The organism is Klebsiella sp. (genome assembly GCF_027492335.1).
In the GTDB taxonomy this organism is placed as follows: Bacteria; Pseudomonadota; Gammaproteobacteria; order Enterobacterales; family Enterobacteriaceae; genus Klebsiella; species Klebsiella huaxiensis.
Genome location: NZ_JAPUEW010000094.1, coordinates 52,432 through 72,067, shown reverse-complemented (window position 1 = coordinate 72,067; position 19,636 = coordinate 52,432). Strand labels below are relative to the sequence as shown.

The 19,636-nt window shown below is 53.2% G+C and carries 20 protein-coding genes; 5 read left to right on the top strand and 15 right to left on the bottom strand.

Going from position 1 to position 19,636, the window contains the following annotated elements; all coding sequences use genetic code 11:
* The first annotated feature begins 57 nt into the window (after window positions 1-57).
* The gene (ldtC, locus tag QVF11_RS26180; RefSeq protein ID WP_112216805.1) at window positions 58-1,017 is read left to right on the top strand and encodes a L,D-transpeptidase LdtC; all 960 of its coding nucleotides are present in this window, start codon (window positions 58-60) and stop codon (window positions 1,015-1,017) included.
* A gap of 157 nt (window positions 1,018-1,174) precedes the next feature.
* Here the strand turns inward: ldtC and bhsA are convergent, their stop codons facing one another.
* A complete protein-coding gene (gene bhsA, locus QVF11_RS26175) occupies window positions 1,175-1,432 on the bottom strand; it encodes a multiple stress resistance protein BhsA (RefSeq protein WP_110277139.1) in 258 nt (85 codons plus the stop codon).
* Window positions 1,433-1,556: 124 nt separating this feature from the next.
* Between bhsA and QVF11_RS26170 the strand changes: the two genes are divergently transcribed.
* The 3 genes from QVF11_RS26170 to QVF11_RS26160 all read left to right on the top strand — a co-directional run bounded on the left by QVF11_RS26170 (window position 1,557) and on the right by QVF11_RS26160 (window position 4,726).
* Window positions 1,557-1,685 carry a hypothetical protein gene (locus tag QVF11_RS26170; RefSeq protein ID WP_287860665.1) on the top strand — a complete coding sequence of 43 codons (129 nt, stop codon included), beginning with the start codon at window positions 1,557-1,559 and terminating at the stop codon, window positions 1,683-1,685.
* Window positions 1,682-2,317: a TetR/AcrR family transcriptional regulator gene (locus QVF11_RS26165; protein ID WP_112216806.1), complete on the top strand. Its 636-nt coding sequence runs from the start codon at window positions 1,682-1,684 to the stop codon at window positions 2,315-2,317. Before QVF11_RS26170 ends, QVF11_RS26165 begins: the two co-directional genes overlap by 4 nt.
* 231 nt (window positions 2,318-2,548) lie before the next feature.
* Complete coding sequence (locus QVF11_RS26160) at window positions 2,549-4,726, top strand: TonB-dependent siderophore receptor (protein WP_287860512.1); 2,178 nt, start codon at window positions 2,549-2,551, stop codon at window positions 4,724-4,726.
* A 47-nt stretch (window positions 4,727-4,773) separates the two neighbouring features.
* On the opposite strand, the gene QVF11_RS26155 is transcribed toward QVF11_RS26160, so the two are convergent.
* The 8 genes from QVF11_RS26155 to hinT all read right to left on the bottom strand — a co-directional run bounded on the left by QVF11_RS26155 (window position 4,774) and on the right by hinT (window position 10,862).
* Window positions 4,774-5,313: a glycine zipper 2TM domain-containing protein gene (locus QVF11_RS26155; protein ID WP_112216808.1), complete on the bottom strand. Its 540-nt coding sequence runs from the start codon at window positions 5,311-5,313 to the stop codon at window positions 4,774-4,776.
* Between the two features lie 205 nt (window positions 5,314-5,518).
* Window positions 5,519-6,823, bottom strand: a complete 1,305-nt coding sequence (locus QVF11_RS26150; protein ID WP_139537798.1) for an NAD(P)/FAD-dependent oxidoreductase — start codon at window positions 6,821-6,823, stop codon at window positions 5,519-5,521.
* A 234-nt stretch (window positions 6,824-7,057) separates the two neighbouring features.
* Window positions 7,058-7,600 carry an alpha/beta hydrolase YcfP gene (gene ycfP, locus QVF11_RS26145; RefSeq protein WP_112216810.1) on the bottom strand — a complete coding sequence of 181 codons (543 nt, stop codon included), beginning with the start codon at window positions 7,598-7,600 and terminating at the stop codon, window positions 7,058-7,060.
* A 36-nt stretch (window positions 7,601-7,636) separates the two neighbouring features.
* Window positions 7,637-8,647: a beta-N-acetylhexosaminidase gene (nagZ, locus tag QVF11_RS26140; RefSeq protein WP_167492783.1), complete on the bottom strand. Its 1,011-nt coding sequence runs from the start codon at window positions 8,645-8,647 to the stop codon at window positions 7,637-7,639.
* Window positions 8,648-8,678: 31 nt separating this feature from the next.
* Entirely contained in the window at window positions 8,679-9,497 is an 819-nt protein-coding gene (gene thiK / locus QVF11_RS26135) for a thiamine kinase (RefSeq protein WP_287860502.1), read from the bottom strand.
* Window positions 9,478-10,104 carry a penicillin-binding protein activator LpoB gene (lpoB, locus tag QVF11_RS26130; RefSeq protein ID WP_167492879.1) on the bottom strand — a complete coding sequence of 209 codons (627 nt, stop codon included), beginning with the start codon at window positions 10,102-10,104 and terminating at the stop codon, window positions 9,478-9,480. Before lpoB ends, thiK begins: the two co-directional genes overlap by 20 nt.
* Before the next feature lie 21 nt (window positions 10,105-10,125).
* Window positions 10,126-10,500 (bottom strand): YcfL family protein, encoded by a 375-nt coding sequence (locus QVF11_RS26125; protein WP_112216813.1) that lies wholly within the window; start codon window positions 10,498-10,500, stop codon window positions 10,126-10,128.
* Between the two features lie 5 nt (window positions 10,501-10,505).
* On the bottom strand, window positions 10,506-10,862 hold the full coding sequence (gene hinT / locus QVF11_RS26120) for a purine nucleoside phosphoramidase (RefSeq protein ID WP_041144975.1): 357 nt from the start codon (window positions 10,860-10,862) through the stop codon (window positions 10,506-10,508).
* Window positions 10,863-11,219: 357 nt separating this feature from the next.
* Between hinT and fhuE the strand changes: the two genes are divergently transcribed.
* Window positions 11,220-13,403, top strand: coding sequence for a ferric-rhodotorulic acid/ferric-coprogen receptor FhuE (gene fhuE, locus QVF11_RS26115; RefSeq protein WP_287860660.1), 2,184 nt, complete (start codon window positions 11,220-11,222; stop codon window positions 13,401-13,403).
* A gap of 227 nt (window positions 13,404-13,630) precedes the next feature.
* On the opposite strand, the gene ptsG is transcribed toward fhuE, so the two are convergent.
* The 6 genes from ptsG to pabC form a co-directional block, all read right to left on the bottom strand.
* Window positions 13,631-15,064 (bottom strand): PTS glucose transporter subunit IIBC, encoded by a 1,434-nt coding sequence (gene ptsG, locus QVF11_RS26110; RefSeq protein ID WP_112216815.1) that lies wholly within the window; start codon window positions 15,062-15,064, stop codon window positions 13,631-13,633.
* 297 nt (window positions 15,065-15,361) lie between these two features.
* Complete coding sequence (locus QVF11_RS26105; RefSeq protein WP_112216816.1) at window positions 15,362-16,156, bottom strand: metal-dependent hydrolase; 795 nt, start codon at window positions 16,154-16,156, stop codon at window positions 15,362-15,364.
* 10 nt (window positions 16,157-16,166) lie between these two features.
* Complete coding sequence (holB, locus tag QVF11_RS26100) at window positions 16,167-17,171, bottom strand: DNA polymerase III subunit delta' (protein ID WP_287860486.1); 1,005 nt, start codon at window positions 17,169-17,171, stop codon at window positions 16,167-16,169.
* Window positions 17,168-17,809, bottom strand: coding sequence for a dTMP kinase (gene tmk / locus QVF11_RS26095; protein ID WP_182237884.1), 642 nt, complete (start codon window positions 17,807-17,809; stop codon window positions 17,168-17,170). The genes holB and tmk overlap by 4 nt, the downstream gene beginning before the upstream one ends.
* Window positions 17,799-18,821 (bottom strand): cell division protein YceG, encoded by a 1,023-nt coding sequence (gene yceG, locus QVF11_RS26090; protein WP_287860481.1) that lies wholly within the window; start codon window positions 18,819-18,821, stop codon window positions 17,799-17,801. Before yceG ends, tmk begins: the two co-directional genes overlap by 11 nt.
* A 2-nt stretch (window positions 18,822-18,823) precedes the next feature.
* Complete coding sequence (pabC, locus tag QVF11_RS26085; protein WP_287860478.1) at window positions 18,824-19,633, bottom strand: aminodeoxychorismate lyase; 810 nt, start codon at window positions 19,631-19,633, stop codon at window positions 18,824-18,826.
* Window positions 19,634-19,636 lie beyond the last annotated feature (3 nt).

Sequence of the window (19,636 nt, the reverse complement as noted above, 5' to 3'; positions counted from 1 at the left end):
TAATGCGCAAGACTTTACGTATAAAAATAACCACTTACATTATATGGAATTAGCGTGATGAAAAGCTTTTCGCGTATTTCAATTTGGTTGGGGATGATTGTCATCGCCGCCGCGCTGGCGCTACCCGCCCGCGCAAATACCTGGCCGCTGCCGCCTCCGGGCAGCCGGCTGGTTGGGCAAAATCAGTTTCACGTCGTCGAAAATAACGGCGGTTCCCTGGAAGCCATTGCCAAAAAGTACAATGTCGGTTTTCTGGCACTGCTACAGGCGAACCCTGGCGTTGATCCTTACGTTCCGCGAGCGGGCAGCGTGCTGACGATTCCGCTACAAACCCTGTTACCTGAAGCGCCGCGCGAAGGGTTAGTCCTTAACCTGGCCGAGCTGCGCCTCTACTACTATCCGCCGGGTAAAAGCGAGGTCACTGTCTATCCTATCGGCATTGGTCAGTTGGGCGGCGATACCATTACGCCAACGATGGTCACTACCGTTTCCGACAAGCGTGCAAACCCGACCTGGACGCCTACGGCCAATATTCGCGCCCGCTATAAAGCAATGGGCATTGACCTGCCCGCCGTCATGCCTGCCGGGCCAGATAACCCGATGGGCCACCACGCCATTCGTCTGGCAGCCTACGGCGGCGTCTATCTGCTTCACGGCACTAACGCTGATTTCGGCATCGGTATGCGCGTCAGCTCCGGCTGCATCCGCCTGCGTGATGACGATATCAAAACGTTGTATAGCAAGATAACGCCGGGCACTAAGGTCACCATTATCAATACGCCGATTAAAGCCTCTGTCGAGCCGAACGGTACACGTCTGGTTGAAATTCACCAGCCGCTGTCCAAACACATTGATGACGATCCGCAGACGCTGCCTATTACGCTTAACGACAGCATGCAGGCCTTTAAGCAGACCCAGTTAACCGATGAGGATGTTATGGAACGCGCAATGACGCTGCGTTCAGGTATGCCGGTTGACGTGACGCGTCACCATGGTGGCAGCACGCAGTCGCTATAGCCTCCTGAAAGCAGATATAAAAAAACCGCCTGACACAAACGTGCTGGCGGTTTTTTTGTAGCAATAATCAAACAGGGTACAACATATTTCTTGCTAACGCGGGCTGCTGAAGGGGTCAGGTCCGCGTTTTGTCAGTGGCATGACAGGGTACAAAAAATTATTTGTAGATAACCGCAGTCCCGTGAAGGGTGTTAGGACCGGTTACCGAAGTAATACGATAAGAGCTTGCGCCCATTTCTTCAGCCTTTTGCGCCAGCTGATCTTCCAGAGAACCCAGGTTGGTCCCGGCGGAAGCGGAAACGGTGCCAATTTTATGCTGGCCTGCCGGGGTTGACTGAACTTCAACAGCGGCAAAGCTTGCGAAAGAGAGCGAGCTAAGAACAGCGGCGATGGCCAATGTTTTAACGTTTTTCATGATTATTATACCTATGCAGATGAATGTTTTTGTAGGGTCGAACGAATTAACTTAACGATCGATAGGTAAATAATAATGTGATCCACATCACACGTCAAACCATTTTTATAACGACCGTTTAACTATTTATAAAAAACTTAAAATTCATACATATATGAATTATTTATTTTTAGAGCGACATCACTGGCAGCCTATGACGTTTATTTTTATAATGGCCTTTCAACAAACCAACACAGGTACAACGGCACCATGACAACTGACGTTCAGGGTTGTGTAAAAAAAAGCCGTGGCCGACCTAAAGTGTTCGACAGGGACGCGGCGCTGGATAAGGCCATGACACTCTTCTGGCAGCACGGCTATGAAGCCACCTCTCTCGCCGATCTGGTGGAGGCGACGGGCGCAAAAGCGCCAACGCTCTATGCAGAATTCGTGAATAAAGAGGGGTTGTTTCGCGCAGTGCTGGATCGCTACATCTCTCGCTTTGCCGCCAAACACGAAGCATTGCTGTTTGATGAGGGCAAAACCGTCGATCAGGCATTGCGCGATTATTTCACCGCTGTCGCCACCTGCTTTACCAGCAAAGAAACGCCCGCAGGCTGCTTTATGGTCAACGCCTCTGCAGCGCTGGCGGCCTCGTCTACCGATATCGCCAATACACTTAAATCGCGGCATGCCATGCAGGAACAGGCATTGACGCAATTTCTACAGCAGCGGCAGATACGCGGCGAACTTCCGTCTGACGGCGACGTGAGCCAATTGGCGCAGTTCTTAAGCTGCGTATTGCAGGGCATGTCAATCAGCGCCCGCGAAGGTGCAGATTTCACTAAAATCATGCAAATTGCCGAGACCACGATGCGTCTTTGGCCGCAGGTTCTTCAGCACTAAATCTCTCTTTGACCGATGGCTCCTCCGTCGGTCACCCCCCTAATTACCCGCACATTAAGTAATGCTTTCAATAGGTTATTTGCACATTTCACGTAAATGATATTGATAACAATAATCAATACGGGCAAACTTCAGCCTTAAACATTTCTGTTTATTTCACCTTGTAACAACCGGTGCGCCCGTACCGGAAAACTAAAACAACGATATCGTAAACTCATAAAAGGAATGAGCATGAAAACGCGTCTCTGGGTGCTTAACCCACTGCTGCTGGCAACCGCCCTCCCCGCCTGGGCCGCTGATGACAACATGATCGTCAGCGCCAACCGTACACACCGTACCGTCGCTGAAATGGCCCAGACCACCTGGGTTATCGAAGGCCAGGAAATTGAACAACAGGTTCAGGGCGGTAAAGAGTTCAAAGATGTCCTGGCGCAGCTGATCCCCGGCATCGACGTCGGCAGCCAGGGACGTACTAACTACGGCATGAATATGCGCGGTCGCGCGATCGTGGTGCTGATTGACGGCGTTCGCCTTAACTCTTCCCGTACCGACAGCCGTCAGCTCGACTCTATCGATCCTTTCAACATTGAGCACATCGAAGTGATCTCCGGGGCAACATCGCTGTACGGCGGCGGCAGTACCGGCGGTCTTATCAATATCGTCACCAAAAAGGGCCAACAGGAGCGCCAGGTCGATCTGGAACTGGGCGGCAAAACCGGCTTTGCTAATAGTAACGATCATGATGAGCGCGTCGCGGCGGCGGTGAGTGGTGGAACCGACCACGCATCTGGCCGCTTGTCCGTAGCCTATCAACGCTTTGGCGGCTGGTATGACGGCAACAACGATGCGCTTATCCTCGATAATACCCAGACAGGCCTCCAGCATTCCGACCGCCTGGACGTGATGGGTACAGGCACCATTGAAATTGACGATAACCGTCAGCTGCAGCTAGTTACGCAGTACTATAAAAGTCAGGGCGACGACTACGGACTGTATCTGGGGAAAAATATGTCGGCGGTGACCGGCGACGGTAAAGCCTTCACCACTGACGGGCTTAATTCCGACCGCGTCCCCGGCACCGAACGCCACCTGATTAGTCTGCAATATTCCGATGCTGACTTCTTTGGTCAGAACCTGGTCAGCCAGGTCTATTATCGTGATGAATCCCTGACCTTTTACCCCTTCCCTACGCTAAGTAAAGGCCAGGTCAGCAGCTTCTCTTCCTCAAAGCAGGATACCGATCAATATGGCGCGAAGATAACCCTGAATAGCCAGCCGCTGGACGGCTGGGATCTGACCTGGGGACTGGATGCCGATCACGAAACCTTCAACGCCAACCAGATGTTCTTCGACCTGGGGCAATCGATGCCTTCCGGCGGCCTGAATAATCAGTCGATTTATACTACCGGTCGTTATCCGAGCTACAGCATTACCAACCTGGCACCTTTCCTGCAGTCCAGCTATGACCTGAACGATATCTTCACGATTAGCGGCGGTGTGCGCTACCAGTGGACGGAAAATAAGGTCGATGATTTTGTCGGCTACGCCCAGCAGCAGGATGTCGCCAACGGCAAAGTCAGCTCGGCGGATGCGATTCCGGGTGGTAAAACCGATTACGACAACTTCTTATTTAACGCCGGGATTGTTGCTCATCTTACCGACCGTCAGCAGACCTGGTTTAACTTCTCCCAGGGCGTTGAGCTGCCGGATCCGGGCAAATATTACGGCATTGGCAAATATGGCGCAGCGGTTAACGGTCATCTGCCTCTGCTTTCAAGCGTTAACGTTGGCGATTCGCCATTGCAGGGAATTAAAGTCAACTCTTACGAGCTCGGCTGGCGCTACACCGGTGATAATCTACGCACTCAGCTGGCGGCTTATTACTCCACCTCAGATAAGACCATCGTCGTTAACCGTACCGATATGACTATCGACGTCGAGTCTGACAAACGCCGTATTTATGGCGTTGAGGGCGCAGTGGATTACTTCTTCCCGAACAGCGACTGGAGCGCCGGGGCTAACTTTAACGTGCTGAAATCTCAGGTGAAGAGCAACGGCAGCTGGCAGAAGTGGGATGTGACGCTCGCCTCACCATCAAAGGCGACGGCCTGGGTTGGCTGGGCACCGGAACCGTGGTCGCTACGGGTACAAAGCCAACAGGTATTTGATATCAGCGATGCCAGCGGCAATAAACTTGATGGCTATAACACCGTGGACTTTATCGGCAGCTACGCGCTTCCTCTCGGCAAGCTAACCTTCAGCATCGAAAACCTGCTCAATGAAGACTATGTCACTATCTGGGGCCAGCGCGCACCGCTGCTTTACAGCCCAACCTACGGCAGCAGCTCTTTATATGAGTACAAAGGTCGCGGTCGCACCTTTGGCCTGAACTACGCTCTGAGCTTCTGATAAAAAAGCCCCTCAAACTGAGGGGCTAATAGAAATAAACGTCTTTTTTACGCTTTATTCGTCAGAATCAGCTGGCCGTTACCGTCCAGCGGAATTTGCGTCCCGGGGTCGCGATCCATGCGGATTTTACCCTGCTGGTCGCCGATTTTATAAGTGACGTCATAACCGAGCATTTTTTCCGATTTGTCGTACACCGTTTTGCAGCGCTGCTGGGTAGTGGTGTAGGTATCCCCTTCCTGCATCGATCCCTGTATCTGGTTACCGGCGTAGCCGCCGCCCAGCGCACCGACCACGGTAGCAACATCACGACCGCGTCCGCCGCCAAACTGATGGCCAATAACGCCACCGGCGACTGCACCTAATACGGAACCCGCGATACGGTTTTCATCCTGCACCGGGCGACGATGGGTCACGGTGACGTTTCGGCACTCCTGACGTGGCGTTTTAACGCTCTCTTTTATCGGCGTACTGGACACCACCTGCGCGTATTGTGGGCCACGATCTAACACGTTAAGACCGGCAACGGCTGCAACGCCCAGCGCGGCGGCCACGCCAATTCCTATACCCGCCAACATCGATTTATTCACGGGAGATCCTCCTTCATTGCTATTGCCTGTAATTCTGCGATCGGGACACAGGGCATGCAAATAAGAAGCGGATTAAAAATACAGGAAAATAGCAGGATTCAGAGGAATCCGAGAAGGTTTAGGGGATAAGGCAGAAGGATATTCTGGAATTGAGCTATAGATACACCGGGCGGCAAAACCATCAGGTTCTGCCGCCCGTCGGTCATTAATGCAGCTTCAGACGCGGACGAATAATACGGTTGATACGCCCAACCAGCATCATCAGGCCGGTTTTAAAGTAGCCGTGCAGCGCAATCTGGTGCATGCGGTACAGAGAGATATACACGAAACGCGCAATGCGCCCTTCGATCATCATTGAGCCGCGCATCAGGTTGCCCATCAGGCTACCGACGGTGGAGTAGTTGGAGAGCGACACCAGCGAACCGTGATCTTTATAAGTATAAGATTTCAGCGGCTTACCTTTGATTTGCGCCAGGATATTGTGCAGAGCGCAGGTTGCCATCTGATGGGCAGCCTGAGCGCGCGGTGGGACAAAGCCCCCTTCAGGACGGGCGCATGACGCACAGTCGCCGATTGCGTAGATATCCTGATCGCGTGTCGTTTGTAACGTCGGCTCAACCACCAGCTGATTGATACGGTTGGTTTCCAGACCACCAATCTCTTTCATAAAGTCCGGTGCTTTAATCCCTGCCGCCCAGACCATCAGGTCAGCGTCAATAAATTCACCGTCTTTGGTGTGCAGACCGTTAGCATCGGCGCTGGTGACCATGGTTTTAGTCAACACGCGAACGCCAAGCTTGGTCAGCTCGCTGTGCGCAGCGCCAGAAATGCGCGGCGGCAGTGCAGGCAGAATACGCTCCCCGGCTTCCACCAGCGTCACGTTCAGCGCTTCGTTGGTCAGCCCTTTATAGCCGTAGCTGTGCAGCTGTTTTACCGCATTGTGCAGTTCAGCAGACAGCTCCACGCCGGTCGCGCCGCCGCCAACGATGGCGATATTCACCTTACCGTTCGCACCAAGATTCGCTGAATACTTAAGGAACAGATCCAGCATTTCCTGGTGGAAACGACGCGCCTGATGTGGATTATCGAGGAAAATACAGTTCTCTTTTACGCCTGGGGTATTAAAGTCGTTAGAGGTACTGCCCAGCGCCATCACCAGCGTGTCATAAGGCAGCTTACGCTCGGCCACCAGCAGCTCGCCTTTCTCGTTATGCACTTCGGCAAGGGTGATGGTCTTCGCTTCGCGGTTGATATCCATCACCGAGCCTAACTGGAACTGGAAGCCGTGGTTGCGGGCATGAGCCAGGTAGCTCAGCGCATCTACACCTTCATCAAGTGAACCTGTTGCCACTTCATGCAGCAGCGGTTTCCACAGGTGGCTATGATTGCGATCGACCAGCGTTATTTTGGCTTTTTTATTACGACCCAACTTTTTACCCAACTGAGTCGCCAGCTCCAGCCCACCGGCCCCACCACCTACAATCACTATTTTTTTCATTGGTGTAGTCACACAACCCCCTAAAATTATTAACCAATTGTTAATTAAAAGTTATAACAATAGCCTTTAATTAACAGCAGGTTACAGCAATGAAACCATCCAACGAGATCGAGAATAACATGAACGGTGCATTGGTCATACCAAAATTGATATGCATCAAGTTTTACCGCATATTTTTTGAGCGCACAGCCGCATAACTGGATAAAAAAAGCCCGCGGTGTTTTCACACTGCGGGCTGGAGGAGGATCAGCCGAGGGTTTTGAAGGCTTTTATTCGCTGAAGATGAGGAGAGATATTTTTAAACTTGTGGGTCTGCTCTTCATCCCAGATGATCTCGTAGTAATGATGCAGCAAATCCGCCGAACGCTGGCTATTCAGTGCTTCATCCTGACGCGAGAGCACTACCAGGCAACGATCGCGATTTTTTTCACGGAAGTTATTCACGCACTTAGTGGCGATATCAGCATACTCTTCCGGCCGGTCAATCTTACCTTCCATATTTTCATTGGGGAACAAATTCGGGTTCAGAATGGCCTGACGGATATCACAAAGAAAACCAATCCGTTCAGCCCAGAAACCGCCAAGGCCCACGCCGCAAATAAGCGGACGATCGTCAGCGCTCAGCTGCAGCATCTTATCGACTTCTTTTAACAAGTGCTGCATATCATGTTTGGGATGCCGCGTGCTGTAGCTAATCAACCGGACATCCGGGTCGATAAACTGAAGCTGAAGCACCTTCTCATGGTTACCGGGGCTGTTTGAGTCAAAACCATGTAAATAGATAATCATCGCATCCTCACCAGACAACAATGCCTTTCAGGTTTATTACGCGGATTTCGCCTCTTGCCAGCGCTCATGAAGCTGTTCGAGCTGCGCGCTTATCGTTTTCCAGCGGGCGGAATCCCTTAACTCCTGACGGCTAAAGGAACCTTTATGATACAATTTCGTAACACGCTCTGCTTTGATCGGCGACAGGTTATCCAGCACGCTGACCGCACCTTTACGATTATTGCAGACCAGGATCATATCGCAACCCGCATCCAGCGATGCCTGCCCACGCTCGGCGTAGCTGCCCATAATCGCTGCCCCTTCCATAGACAGGTCGTCAGAGAAAATAACTCCGTCAAAGCCCAGTTCACCGCGCAGAACCGTCTTCAGCCAGTGTGCTGAACCGCTGGCCGGACGCGGGTCAACGTCGCTGTAAATAACGTGAGCGGGCATAATGGCATCCAGCCGCTGCTCAGTGATAAGCGTGCGGAATACCGCCATATCTTTAGCACGAATCTCCGCTTGCGCGCGCGGGTCACGCGGCGTCTCTTTGTGTGAATCTGCGGTCACCGCACCGTGACCGGGGAAGTGCTTACCGGTAGTTTTCATTCCCGCACCGTGCATTCCGTCAATAAAATGACGGGCTATCGCCAGCGCTTTGTCGGGGTCTTCATGATAAGAACGTTCGCCGATGGCAGCGCTGATATGCCCAACGTCCAGCACCGGCGCAAAGCTAATATCGATATCCATGGCGATCATTTCGCTGGCCATCAACCAACCGGCCTCTTCTGCCAGCTTACCGCCCTCTTCCATGCCGAGCAGCGCGGCAAAGGATTGCGCCGCCGGCAGGCGGGTAAAACCCTCGCGGAAACGCTGCACGCGACCGCCTTCCTGGTCAACCGCCACCACCAGATGGTTGCGCGAAGCCTCGCGGATCTGGCGAACCAGCTCGCGTAACTGCGCCGGATCGTGGTAGTTGCGGGTAAACAGGATTAGCCCGCCAACTAAAGGATGCGCCAGAATCTCACGCTCTTCCGCATCCAGTTCAAAACCTTCGACATCCAACATTACCGGGCCCACACATACCTCTCTTATCTTTTTATTCTTTCTCTAACTGACGCCATATCTCATTCGCCAGCGCAATAAACTGTCGATCGCCGGTTTGTTGCCAGCGTCGCTCATACCAGCCTGCCATCAGCAGACGTACCCATGGACGCCAGCGCTGTATTTGTCGCCATAGCCGAAGCTCATCAATATGCGCCAGCCTCGCGTACTCTGCCGCTAGCTGGCGGTGCGCCACGGGCTCAATCCATACCGCAGCCAGCTCCAGCGCGATATCACCATCCCCGGCATATTCCCAATCAATAAGCCGCAGCCCGCCCTCGCTATGGACAATATTGCCCGCATGAACATCCATGTGTAATGGCGCGAGGCGCAACGGCCGAGGTTCGCCGCGTAGCAACAGTTGCTTATGCCAGCGTAACCATAACGGCGTGCGCCGGGCGGAATCGCACTGCTGCCAGTAAAGCTCAAGCAATGGGCTCAGCGTAATACGCCAGCCAAAGCGTGGTTGGCGATGCAGATGATACAGTAACCCCGCAAGCGCCGGACACTCCGGCAGTGCGTTTGCCACATCACCGATGAAATATTCCACCACCATCCAGGCAGGAGAATAAAAAAGCGGAGCCGGAGCAAGCGTAGCAGGGAGACGGGAGAGCACATGGTACTGGCGACGAAAATGACAGATTGGCGCCTGCACATCATGCGGCTGGCGCAGAACCAATCTTTGTCGACCATCGCTGATGACACAACTGCCGCCGCTCAGACCGTTTTCAGTCAGCGCGGCGACAGGTGAAAAGCAAGGAAAAAAGCGCGACAGCACTTCGTCGCGCGTAAGCTTATTGTTGCTGAACCGCACCTTTACCTGACCAGATAATTTCGCCAGTTTGCACCAGCATCAGTTGCATTTTCAGCTCAGGCGAGTTGACGTTGCCGGTCGCGTTGGAATAGAGCACATACTGTGCGCCAACGGTACGGGCAATACCCATCGCCTTACTGCGGCTGCCGAGGCTATCCTGTGGCGACAGACCAAGCTGCTGTTTGGCGACGCCAAGCTGCTGCTGCGATACCAGGGTAAATTTCCCGTTACCCGCCAGCGCGTTGTGTAATGCGGTTGTCGCCTCAGCGGCGTTCAACGTGCCGTTGGTGCGGTTGTTTACGCTATCAATCAGCAGAATACTACCTGCTGTCACGCCACCCGCTTGCAGCATTTGTCCAACCATCGGCTGCACTGCGCTGCTCCAGTCATAATGACGCACGCGCGGGGCCGGTTGCGCTGGCTCCTCGCCATGTTCAATTGGGCCTGGCTGCGTAGGTATCACAGGAATACTTGGCACAGTCGGCTGCGGCTGAACAGGCTGCTGCGGTTTTGGCTGTGCTTCCTCAACGGGAGCGGGCTGCTGACCTGGCCCTACGCACCCGGCAAGGAATATCGCCAGTGCGGTAACAAGTGCATAGCGACACATTTTAATCATTACGATGACCTCTTACAGATAAAGATAAAGTCGGGCCTTGTGCGCCCCCAGAATATTGGCGCTGCCGTAAAGCGTGATCGAGGAGTGCGCGGGAACCGTTATGCTGCGCGCCGGTTCAAGTGGATGCATCTCCAGCCCTCTGGCGTCATACCAGAAAAAGCGATAGTGCACGGTCACCGGTACCTGGCGCTCATTAAATAGTCGTGTGGTCGCCGTCGCTTGTATCTCTGAGGCGGTCACCGTCGGTACTTCAGCGCTAATCCCCGCCGCCAGTACGTTAGATTCCATCACCAGACTTTGCTGATCGCTGACCGGTATTTCCGGATGCGAGCTGCATCCAACCAGGAGCGTCGCGGCCAGAAGTGCGCCGAAATGGGCTGCGCGCATGGGTATTAACCTTTGTGGGCCAGCATTGGACCTAATGGACGCCCACCCAGCAGATGCATGTGGATATGGTAGACCTCCTGACCCCCGTGGCGATTGCAATTGACGATCAGACGGTAGCCATCGTCAGCCAGCCCCTCGTCGCGGGCAATTTTCGCCGCAACGGTCATCATCCGGCCAAGAGCCAGTTCATGCTCCGTAGTTACATCGTTGACAGTTGGAATCAGGATATTAGGAATGATCAGAATATGGGTCGGTGCCTGCGGAGAGATATCGCGAAAAGCGGTGACCAACTCGTCCTGATAAACAATATCCGACGGGATCTCCCGGCGAATGATTTTACTGAAAATCGTTTCTTCTGCCATGACTGATTCCTTATTAATTTTTATACCGTGCTCTGGCCTGCCCCTGCATATAAACGCGGATGCACAGGATTCGCTTAAGAGTATGAGCGAGTTACTCCCACTCTTTCAACCTGAAAGCGTTTTTTCTTACGCGACAAAGGACTTAGCTGCTGACTGATTAATCATAACTCTGTGGAAAGTTGTTAGTCATAACAACCTACCCCCAACTTTTTCAGAGCAATGCTTACTTCTGTTTACACTTTAAATATTAATGCGTATATTTCTCATTTGTATTCACATTGAATGCAACGCGCTTTCGATCGACCGCGGTCACAGAGCCCCGGCGAATAATAATTATCTTATGATCAAGGGTTTATGATGTCTCTCTCCACCACCTTCCAGGATGGGCGTATCACACCGTCCCTGCTTGCTATGGGCATAGCGTTGGCGCTCTTTCCTCAGCTCAGCCAGGCCGTCAGCAAGGCCGAAGACACGATTATTGTAGAAGGTTCCGCAGATACCGGCTCAGATACGCAAGAGCAGGATTACAGCGTCAAAACCACCTCCGCCGGGACCAAAATGGAGATGGCCCAACGCGATATTCCGCAATCGGTCAGTATCATTACCGAACAGCGGATGCAGGACCAGCAGTTGCAAACTCTGGGTGACGTGATGGACCACACTACCGGGATCAGCAGCAGCCAGGCCGACTCTGACCGCACCAGCTATTACTCCCGTGGTTTTCAGATAGATAACTATATGGTTGATGGCATTCCGACCTGGTTTGAATCCCGCTGGAACCTGGGCGATGCCCTTACCGACATGGCACTGTTCGAGCGAGTAGAAGTCGTGCGCGGCGCCAATGGCCTGCTGACAGGTACGGGTAACCCAGCCGCATCAATCAACATGATTCGTAAACATGCCACCAGCCGCGAGTTTAAAGGCAATATCTCTGCGGAGTACGGTAGCTGGAATAAGCAGCGATACGTTGCTGATATGCAAAGCCCGCTCACCGAAGAGGGTAACGTACGCGCGCGCATTATCGCTGGCTATCAAAATAATGATTCGTGGCTCGATCGTTATAACAGCGAAAAAACCTTCTTCTCCGGCATTCTTGATGCTGACCTCGGGACCTCAACCAGTTTATCCGCAGGCTACGAATATCAGCGTATCGACGTGAATAGCCCAACATGGGGCGGCCTGCCGCGCTGGAATACCGATGGCAGCAAAAACCACTACGATCGTTCTCATAGCACAGCCCCTGATTGGGCCTATAACGACAAAGAGATCAACAAAGTTTTCGTCACGCTGAAACAGCGCTTTGCCGATACCTGGCAGGCGACCATGAATGCAACCCATTCAGAGGTTAAATTCGACAGCAAAATGATGTACGTAGACGCGTACGTTAATAAAGAGACCGGGATGCTAGTTGGTCCTTATGGCAATTACGGTCCGAGCTTTACCTACGTTGGCGGTACCGGCTGGAACAGCGGCAAACGTAAAGTCGATGCCGTGGATTTGTTTGCAGATGGCGGCTACGACCTGTTTGGTCGCCAGCACAACCTGATGATTGGCGGCAGCTACAGCAAGCAAAATAACCGCTACTTCAGCTCCTGGGCAAACGTATTTCCGGATGAGATCGGTAATTTCTATGACTTTAATAGTGCCAGCTTCCCGGAAACCAACTGGGGACCGCAGAGCCTGGCGCAGGACGATACCACGCGAATGAAATCGGTATATGCGGCGACTCGTATCTCCCTGCTTGATCCGCTGCACCTGATCCTTGGCGTCCGCTATAACAATTGGAGTATCGAGACGCTGACCTATAATATGGAGAAAAACCATACTACGCCGTACGCCGGTCTGGTTTACGACATCAACGATAACTGGTCGGCCTACACCAGCTATACCTCCGTTTTCCAGCCGCAGAATAAGCGTGATAGCTCCGGTAAATATCTGACCCCGGTTACCGGTAATAACTATGAAGTCGGCCTGAAGTCCGACTGGATGGACAGCCGCCTGACCACCACCCTCTCCATATTCCGCATCGAACAGGATAACCTCGGCCAGGCAACCGGCGGGCAAATCCCTGGCAGCAACGGCGAGGCGGCTTATAAAACCGTCAATGGTACCGTAAGCAAAGGGGTGGAGTTCGAAATCAACGGCGCGCTTATCGATAACTGGCAGATGACCTTCGGCGCGACTCGCTTTGTTGCAGAGGATAATGAAGGCAACGCGGTGAACCCTAATCTGCCGCGTACCAGCGTCAAGCTGTTCACCAGTTATCGCCTGCCGGTGATGCCTGATCTGACCGTTGGCGGCGGCGTAAACTGGCAGAACCGGGTGTACAAGGATACCGTTACGCCGTACGGTACTTTCCGTGCGGAACAAGGCAGCTACGCGCTGGTGGATTTGTTTACCCGTTACCAGGTCAGCAAAAACTTTGCCTTACAGGGCAACGTCAATAACCTGTTCGACAAAACCTACGATACCAACATCGACGGCTCGATTGTGTACGGCGAACCGCGCAACTTTAGCATTACTGCCAGCTATCAGTTCTGATAGCTGGTCAATGTTTCGGGAGCCAATCGGCTCCCTTTTTTATGTTATATACCCTAAATAATTCGAGTTGCTTAAAGGCGGCAAGGGAGTGAGTTCCCAGGAGCATAGATAACTATGTGACTGGGGGGAATGAGCGTAGCCAACACATAAGCAACTTGAAGTATGACGGGTATAGACCCATTAAAAAAGGCAGCCATTTGGCTGCCTTAGTCTCCCCACATCACAACTTAGTTGCTGCGGATGTACTCATCCATTTCAGTTTTCAGGTTATCGGATTTGGTACCGAAGATTGCCTGAACACCTGAACCTGCAACAACCACGCCAGCAGCGCCCAGTTTTTTCAGGCCAGCCTGATCAACTTTCGCTACATCCGCCACGCTAACGCGCAGACGGGTGATACATGCGTCGAGGTTAGTAATGTTTTCTTTACCGCCGAAGGCTGCAATCAGGGCCGGAGCCATCTCGCTGGTTGCGCCAGCTTTACTGTCATCGGTGGCATCTTCACGACCCGGCGTTTTCAGATCCAGCGCTTTAATCAGCACACGGAACACCACGTAGTAAACGATAGCGTAGCAGATGCCGACAATCGGGAACAGCCACAGCTTGCTGCTGTTGCCGGACAGAACGATAAAGTCAATCAGACCGTGAGAGAACGACGTACCGTCACGCATACCCAGCAGGATACAGATCGGGAATGCCAGACCTGCCAGAATCGCATGGATGACGTACAGGATCGGCGCAACGAACATGAAGGAGAACTCGATCGGCTCGGTGATACCGGTCAGGAACGAGGTCAACGCTGCGGAGATCATGATGCCGCCCACTTTCGCGCGGTTTTCTGGTTTAGCAGAGTGCCAGATGGCAATAGCAGCAGCCGGCAGACCGTACATTTTGAACAGGAAGCCGCCGGACAGTTTGCCCGCAGTCGGGTCGCCTGCCATATAGCGCGGGATATCGCCGTGGAATACCTGGCCTGCTGCGTTGGTGTATTCACCAATCTGCATCTGGAAAGGAACGTTCCAGATGTGGTGCAGACCAAACGGCACCAGGCAGCGCTCGATGAAGCCATAGATACCAAACGCGACAACCGGGTTCTGATAAGCAGCCCACTGTGAGAACGTCTGGATAGCAGTACCGATCGGCGGCCAAATGAAGGAGAGCACGATGCCCATAAAGATCGCGGTCAGACCAGAAATGATCGGCACGAAACGTTTACCGGCGAAGAAGCCCAGATACTCAGGCAGCTTAATACGGTAGAAGCGATTAAACATGTACGCCGCGATCGCGCCCGCAATAATACCGCCCAGTACGCCGGTATCTGCAAGGTGTTTAGCCGCAATCTCTTCAGCAGGTAAATGCAGAACCAGAGGCGCTACCACCGCCATGGTTTTCACCATGATGCCGTAAGCGACAACCGATGCCAGCGCAGATACGCCATCGTTATTGGTGAAGCCTAACGCAACACCGATAGCGAAAATCAGCGGCATATTGGCGAAGACCGAACCGCCCGCTTCTGCCATAACATGTGAAACGACTTCTGGCAGCCAGCTGAAGTTTGCGGAACCGACGCCCAGCAGGATACCTGCGATAGGCAGTACGGATACCGGTAGCATCAGCGATTTACCGACCTTCTGCAGGTTAGCAAATGCATTCTTAAACATAATTGAGAGTGCTCCTGAGTATTTGGTGCTTTTTTACGTTTTCACGCATTGGCCCGGGGGGAGAACCGCGCCGTGGACAGGACGTCTAAGCGCCCTTTATTTATTACACAGAGTAAAATAATTAGCGGAATGATTGTTTGACGGCTATCACGTTTCAATCAGCCTTCAGGTAAAAACTTACACTGTTTTACATAACTCGTGTCTGAATGTTGCCAAAAAAGCTTCACCGCCCCATTTGTGGCGGTGAACTTTACTCGCTTTGAGTATTAATTACGAGCCTTAAAATAATAAGGAAGATCAGGCAGGTTGTAGCCGGGCGGGGTCAATATGAAAAAGCGTTGCAAAGTTTTCCGTGGTCCGTTGCGCTAGCGTATCCAGCGAGACACCTTTCAGAACGGCCATGTACTCAGCTACGTCACGAACCATCGCCGGTTGGTTCTCTTTACCACGGTGCGGTACCGGCGCCAGATACGGCGAATCGGTCTCCACCAACAGGCGATCAAGTGGCACATAACGCGCGGCATCGCGCAGCTGTTCTGCATTACGGAACGTTACAATACCGGAAAACGAGATATAGAACCCCATATCCAGCAGCTTACCCGCAGTCTCCCTATCTTCAGTGAAACAGTGTAGTACGCCACCGCAATCCGTCACTTTTTCTTCGCGTAAAATTGCCAGCGTATCAGCGCGGGCATCACGAGTATGCACAATAACCGGCTTGTTAAGTTCCCGACCGATACGAATATGATCGCGGAACGACGTCTGTTGACGTGTTTTGGTTTCTGGCGTGTAGAAATAATCCAGCCCGGTTTCGCCCATCGCCACTACCCCCTCTTCCGCCGCAAGTTTGCGCAGCTCCTCGACGTCGTACTCTTCATCCTGATTTAACGGATGCACGCCACAGGAGAAAGCAACGCTGTCACTCTGTCCCACCAGCTCGCGCATACTGCGATACCCTGGTAGCGTCGTGGCAACCGCAAGGCAAAACTTCACATCGCGCGCGGCGGCTTTTGCCAGCACATCGTCCACATTTTTATGCAGCGTTTGATAATCCAGGCCATCAAGGTGGCAATGGGAGTCGACTAAAAACATGATGTCTCTCTCAGAGATGGGATACGGGAAGTACCGCCCCGGGTTGCAGGTAATGTTCCCAGCGCAGAAGGCGCTCGGTTAGCAGTAGTTCGCGGTTAACACCAACAACGTTTAATAGCTGCTCGCGGCAGAAGCTCACGTCGCGTGCTATCGCTTGTAAACGTGCGGCAGGCAGAGTTTGGGCCAGTTGATTCACCAGCGTCCAGACGTCAGGGTTACTGACAAGCGTAATCCCCTGCTGTCTTTTTTGCGCATCAACCAGCAGCGATGCCAGCCAATGCAGTCGAACTGCGGCCTGTTCATGATTTAAAACAGGTAGCAGCGTCAGCCAGTCACCCTGAGTTAAAACGTTTGCCAGCGTCTGACAAAGCTGTTGGCGCGCAGTCCAGGGAGCATCCTGGAGCAGCGCCAGAGCTGCCGCTGGCGCATTCGCGCTAAGACGCAGAGCAGCAAGCAATGCATCTTGTGACATTGTCACTTCACGCTCTAACCACGCCAGCGCGTACGATTCCGGAGGTGGTGTGAGGTGATGTAAACGGCATCGACTGCGCAACGTCGCCAGCAAACGCGCGGGTTCCTGGCAAGCGAGGAAGAACCAGGTATTCTCCGGCGGTTCCTCCAGCGTTTTCAGCAACGCGTTGGCCGCCGCGTCAGTTAGCATGGCGGCATCACCGATCCATATCACCTTCGCGCCGCCCAGCCGGGCGTGTTCGTAGAGCTTTTCGTTGATGTCGCGCACGGCATCAATACCGAGCGAACTCTTCCCCTTTTCAGGAGACAACGCATAATAATCAGGATGAGTACCCGCCTGCATCAGCTGACAGCTGCGGCAATGGCCACAGCTTTTATGCCCTTCCGGTTGTCGGCACATCAGGAAGCGGCACAGCGCATAAATCAACGCATCGCTCCCCATGCCCGGCAATGCCTGGACCAGTAGCGCATGGTGACCCCGTCCTGCCTGGTAGCTGGAAACTAGCTGTTCGAAAGACGGGCGTAACCACGGGTACCATTTCATGCGCGCAGCTCCGCCACCCACTGGCTCACTACCGCACGAATATCACGTTCCACAGCTTCCAGCGGCTGCGTGGCGTCCACGGTGCGAATGCTGGGGTCAAGTGCGGCCAGCTCAAGGTAGCGTGCGCGGGTACGGTTGAAGAAATCCAGGGATTCCTGTTCGATACGATCAAGATCGCCACGAGCGCGAGCGCGCTTGAGTCCCACCGCTGGCGTCACATCAAGATAAAGGGTCAAGTTGGGACGAAAATCGCCCAGCACCGCATCACGCAGGGTTGCCAGCATGGTTTGATCGATACCACGACCACCGCCCTGATAGGCCTGAGTAGAGAGATCATGACGATCGCCGATCACCCACTGACCGCGAGCCAGCGCCGGTTTAATCACTGTTTCAACCAACTGCACGCGAGCCGCATAAAACATCAGCACTTCAGCTTTGTCATTGATAACTTCATCGCCGGTTGACTGAATATCCAGAACCAGGCTGCGCAGCTTCTCGGCCAGAATGGTGCCGCCCGGCTCGCGGGTGAACACCATATCGCTAACGCCCAGCTGTTTTAGCGTCTCTACCACCAGATTGCGTGCGGTGGTCTTCCCTGCGCCTTCCAGGCCCTCGATGACGATATAGTTACTGCGCATTTTTTTCCTTAAGTACTTTCAGATAATCCTGCACCGAACGGTTGTGGCTGGTCAGATTGGTATTGAACGTATGACCCCCTTTTCCGTCGGCGACAAAATAGAGATACGGCGTTTTTGCCGGATGGGCAGCGGCATTCAGAGAAGCCTCTCCCGGTGCGGCGATAGGCCCTGGCGGCATGCCGTTAATGACATAAGTATTGTAAGCCGTTGGGGTTTCCAGGTCTTTACGCGTTAACTTGCCATTATAACTCTCACCCATCCCATAAATCACGGTCGGATCGGTTTGCAGACGCATGCCAATACGCAAGCGATTGATAAAGACCGATGCCACGCGATCGCGCTCTTCAGACACCGCCGTCTCTTTTTCAATAATGGAGGCCATTGTCAGCAGTTGGTTCTGATCTTTATACGGCAGATTATCCATCCGCCCTTCCCAGGCTTTCTCAACCGCAGAAAGCATTTTCTGATGCGCTCGCTTAAGGATCGCCACATCGCTGGTATTGGCGGTATACATCCAGGTATCCGGCCAGAACCAACCCTCCACCCAGTCCGCATGCTCCAGACCAAGGGCCTTCGCGACAGTCTCATAGCTGTCATCCGCCAGCGTATGTTTCACATAAGGCGCATCGCGAAGCTGTCGCAGATAGTCGCTTACCCGCATACCTTCGACAAAGCGCAACGGAAACTGGGCTTCTTTCCCACTGGCCAACAGTTGCAACATCTGACGTACCGTCATGCCAGGCGTGAAACGATATGTCCCAGCTTTAAAGTGGGAGAGCTCAGGTTCAATACGCAGCAACCACTGGAACACCCGTGGCCGGTTAATGACTTTATCGCCGTAAAGCTGTTGGCCCAGCGCGATGCGCCCGGTGCCCGTTTCAAGAGTAAAGATGGTGTCTTCTTTAATGAGTAACTTGCTATCCGCCAATTGGCGAACTTTCCACATGCCGACGCCCGCAGCAATGCCCAGCACCACTACCAGCAACAAGATGAAACGTAACATTTTCTTCATGACTAATCAGACAGCTCACACAATGGGGCTAAAAAATGGTAAAGCTCGCGCGCGGACCAACATGTGTCGTCCCAACGGCGAACCGGCACCAGCGGCATTAATGCGTTACAGATAAGCACTTCGTCGGCTTCGCGTAGCGCATCGGGGCGCGTAGTCACTTCGACAACGCGAAACGGCGATGGTGCCAGCGTTGCGAGAATGTGCTGGCGCATAATACCGTTTACTCCCGCCAGATCGAGGCGCGGGGTAAAAACATCAAATCCTTTACGCCAGAATACGTTCGCGGCACAGCATTCCGTAAGCCACCCTTCACTGTCAAGAACCAGTGCTTCATCAGCGTCCATCTGCTCAAGATGAGAGCGGATCAGTACCTGCTCCAGGCGATTAAGGTGTTTTAGTCCGGCAAGAGAAGGATTACGTCCCAGCCGCATGGGACTTAGCGACACAGAAACCCCTTCTTCTCGCCAGCGGGCATAATGGGCAGGATATGGCGACACGCTAAGTATTCGGGTAGGGTTTGTGCAGCCCACAGTGCTGTATCCACGGCCGCCGGCGCCACGAGTGATCATCACCTTCAGAACCCCCTCCTGACACGGCTGCGCCAGACGTTGCATCTCCTCAGTTAATACTTTCCAGTCGCTAAAAGTAATTAAGAGTCTTTCACAGGTAGTTTGCAGGCGCGCCAGATGAGCAGGCAGAAATTGTACACGGCCCCCAATTATTCGAGCTGTCGTAAAACAACCATCACCGAACTGCACACCGCGATCGTTCACCGCAAGCGTTTCACTTTCAGTGCCATTTATCAAAAACATAAA

Excerpts from the sequence above, each read along its gene's own strand:
- hinT (WP_041144975.1), bottom strand. The coding sequence starts at position 10,862 with ATGGCAGAAGAAACGATTTTCAGTAAAATCATTCGCCGGGAGATCCCG.
- QVF11_RS26125 (WP_112216813.1), bottom strand. The coding sequence starts at position 10,500 with ATGCGCGCAGCCCATTTCGGCGCACTTCTGGCCGCGACGCTCCTGGTT.
- nagZ (WP_167492783.1), bottom strand. The coding sequence starts at position 8,647 with ATGTTGGATGTCGAAGGTTTTGAACTGGATGCGGAAGAGCGTGAGATT.
- lpoB (WP_167492879.1), bottom strand. The coding sequence starts at position 10,104 with ATGTGTCGCTATGCACTTGTTACCGCACTGGCGATATTCCTTGCCGGG.
- QVF11_RS26165 (WP_112216806.1), top strand. The coding sequence starts at position 1,682 with ATGACAACTGACGTTCAGGGTTGTGTAAAAAAAAGCCGTGGCCGACCT.
- bhsA (WP_110277139.1), bottom strand. The coding sequence starts at position 1,432 with ATGAAAAACGTTAAAACATTGGCCATCGCCGCTGTTCTTAGCTCGCTC.
- QVF11_RS26160 (WP_287860512.1), top strand. The coding sequence starts at position 2,549 with ATGAAAACGCGTCTCTGGGTGCTTAACCCACTGCTGCTGGCAACCGCC.
- pabC (WP_287860478.1), bottom strand. The coding sequence starts at position 19,633 with ATGTTTTTGATAAATGGCACTGAAAGTGAAACGCTTGCGGTGAACGAT.
- ldtC (WP_112216805.1), top strand. The coding sequence starts at position 58 with ATGAAAAGCTTTTCGCGTATTTCAATTTGGTTGGGGATGATTGTCATC.
- QVF11_RS26105 (WP_112216816.1), bottom strand. The coding sequence starts at position 16,156 with ATGTTTTTAGTCGACTCCCATTGCCACCTTGATGGCCTGGATTATCAA.
- fhuE (WP_287860660.1), top strand. The coding sequence starts at position 11,220 with ATGTCTCTCTCCACCACCTTCCAGGATGGGCGTATCACACCGTCCCTG.
- tmk (WP_182237884.1), bottom strand. The coding sequence starts at position 17,809 with ATGCGCAGTAACTATATCGTCATCGAGGGCCTGGAAGGCGCAGGGAAG.
- ycfP (WP_112216810.1), bottom strand. The coding sequence starts at position 7,600 with ATGATTATCTATTTACATGGTTTTGACTCAAACAGCCCCGGTAACCAT.
- ptsG (WP_112216815.1), bottom strand. The coding sequence starts at position 15,064 with ATGTTTAAGAATGCATTTGCTAACCTGCAGAAGGTCGGTAAATCGCTG.
- holB (WP_287860486.1), bottom strand. The coding sequence starts at position 17,171 with ATGAAATGGTACCCGTGGTTACGCCCGTCTTTCGAACAGCTAGTTTCC.
- yceG (WP_287860481.1), bottom strand. The coding sequence starts at position 18,821 with ATGAAGAAAATGTTACGTTTCATCTTGTTGCTGGTAGTGGTGCTGGGC.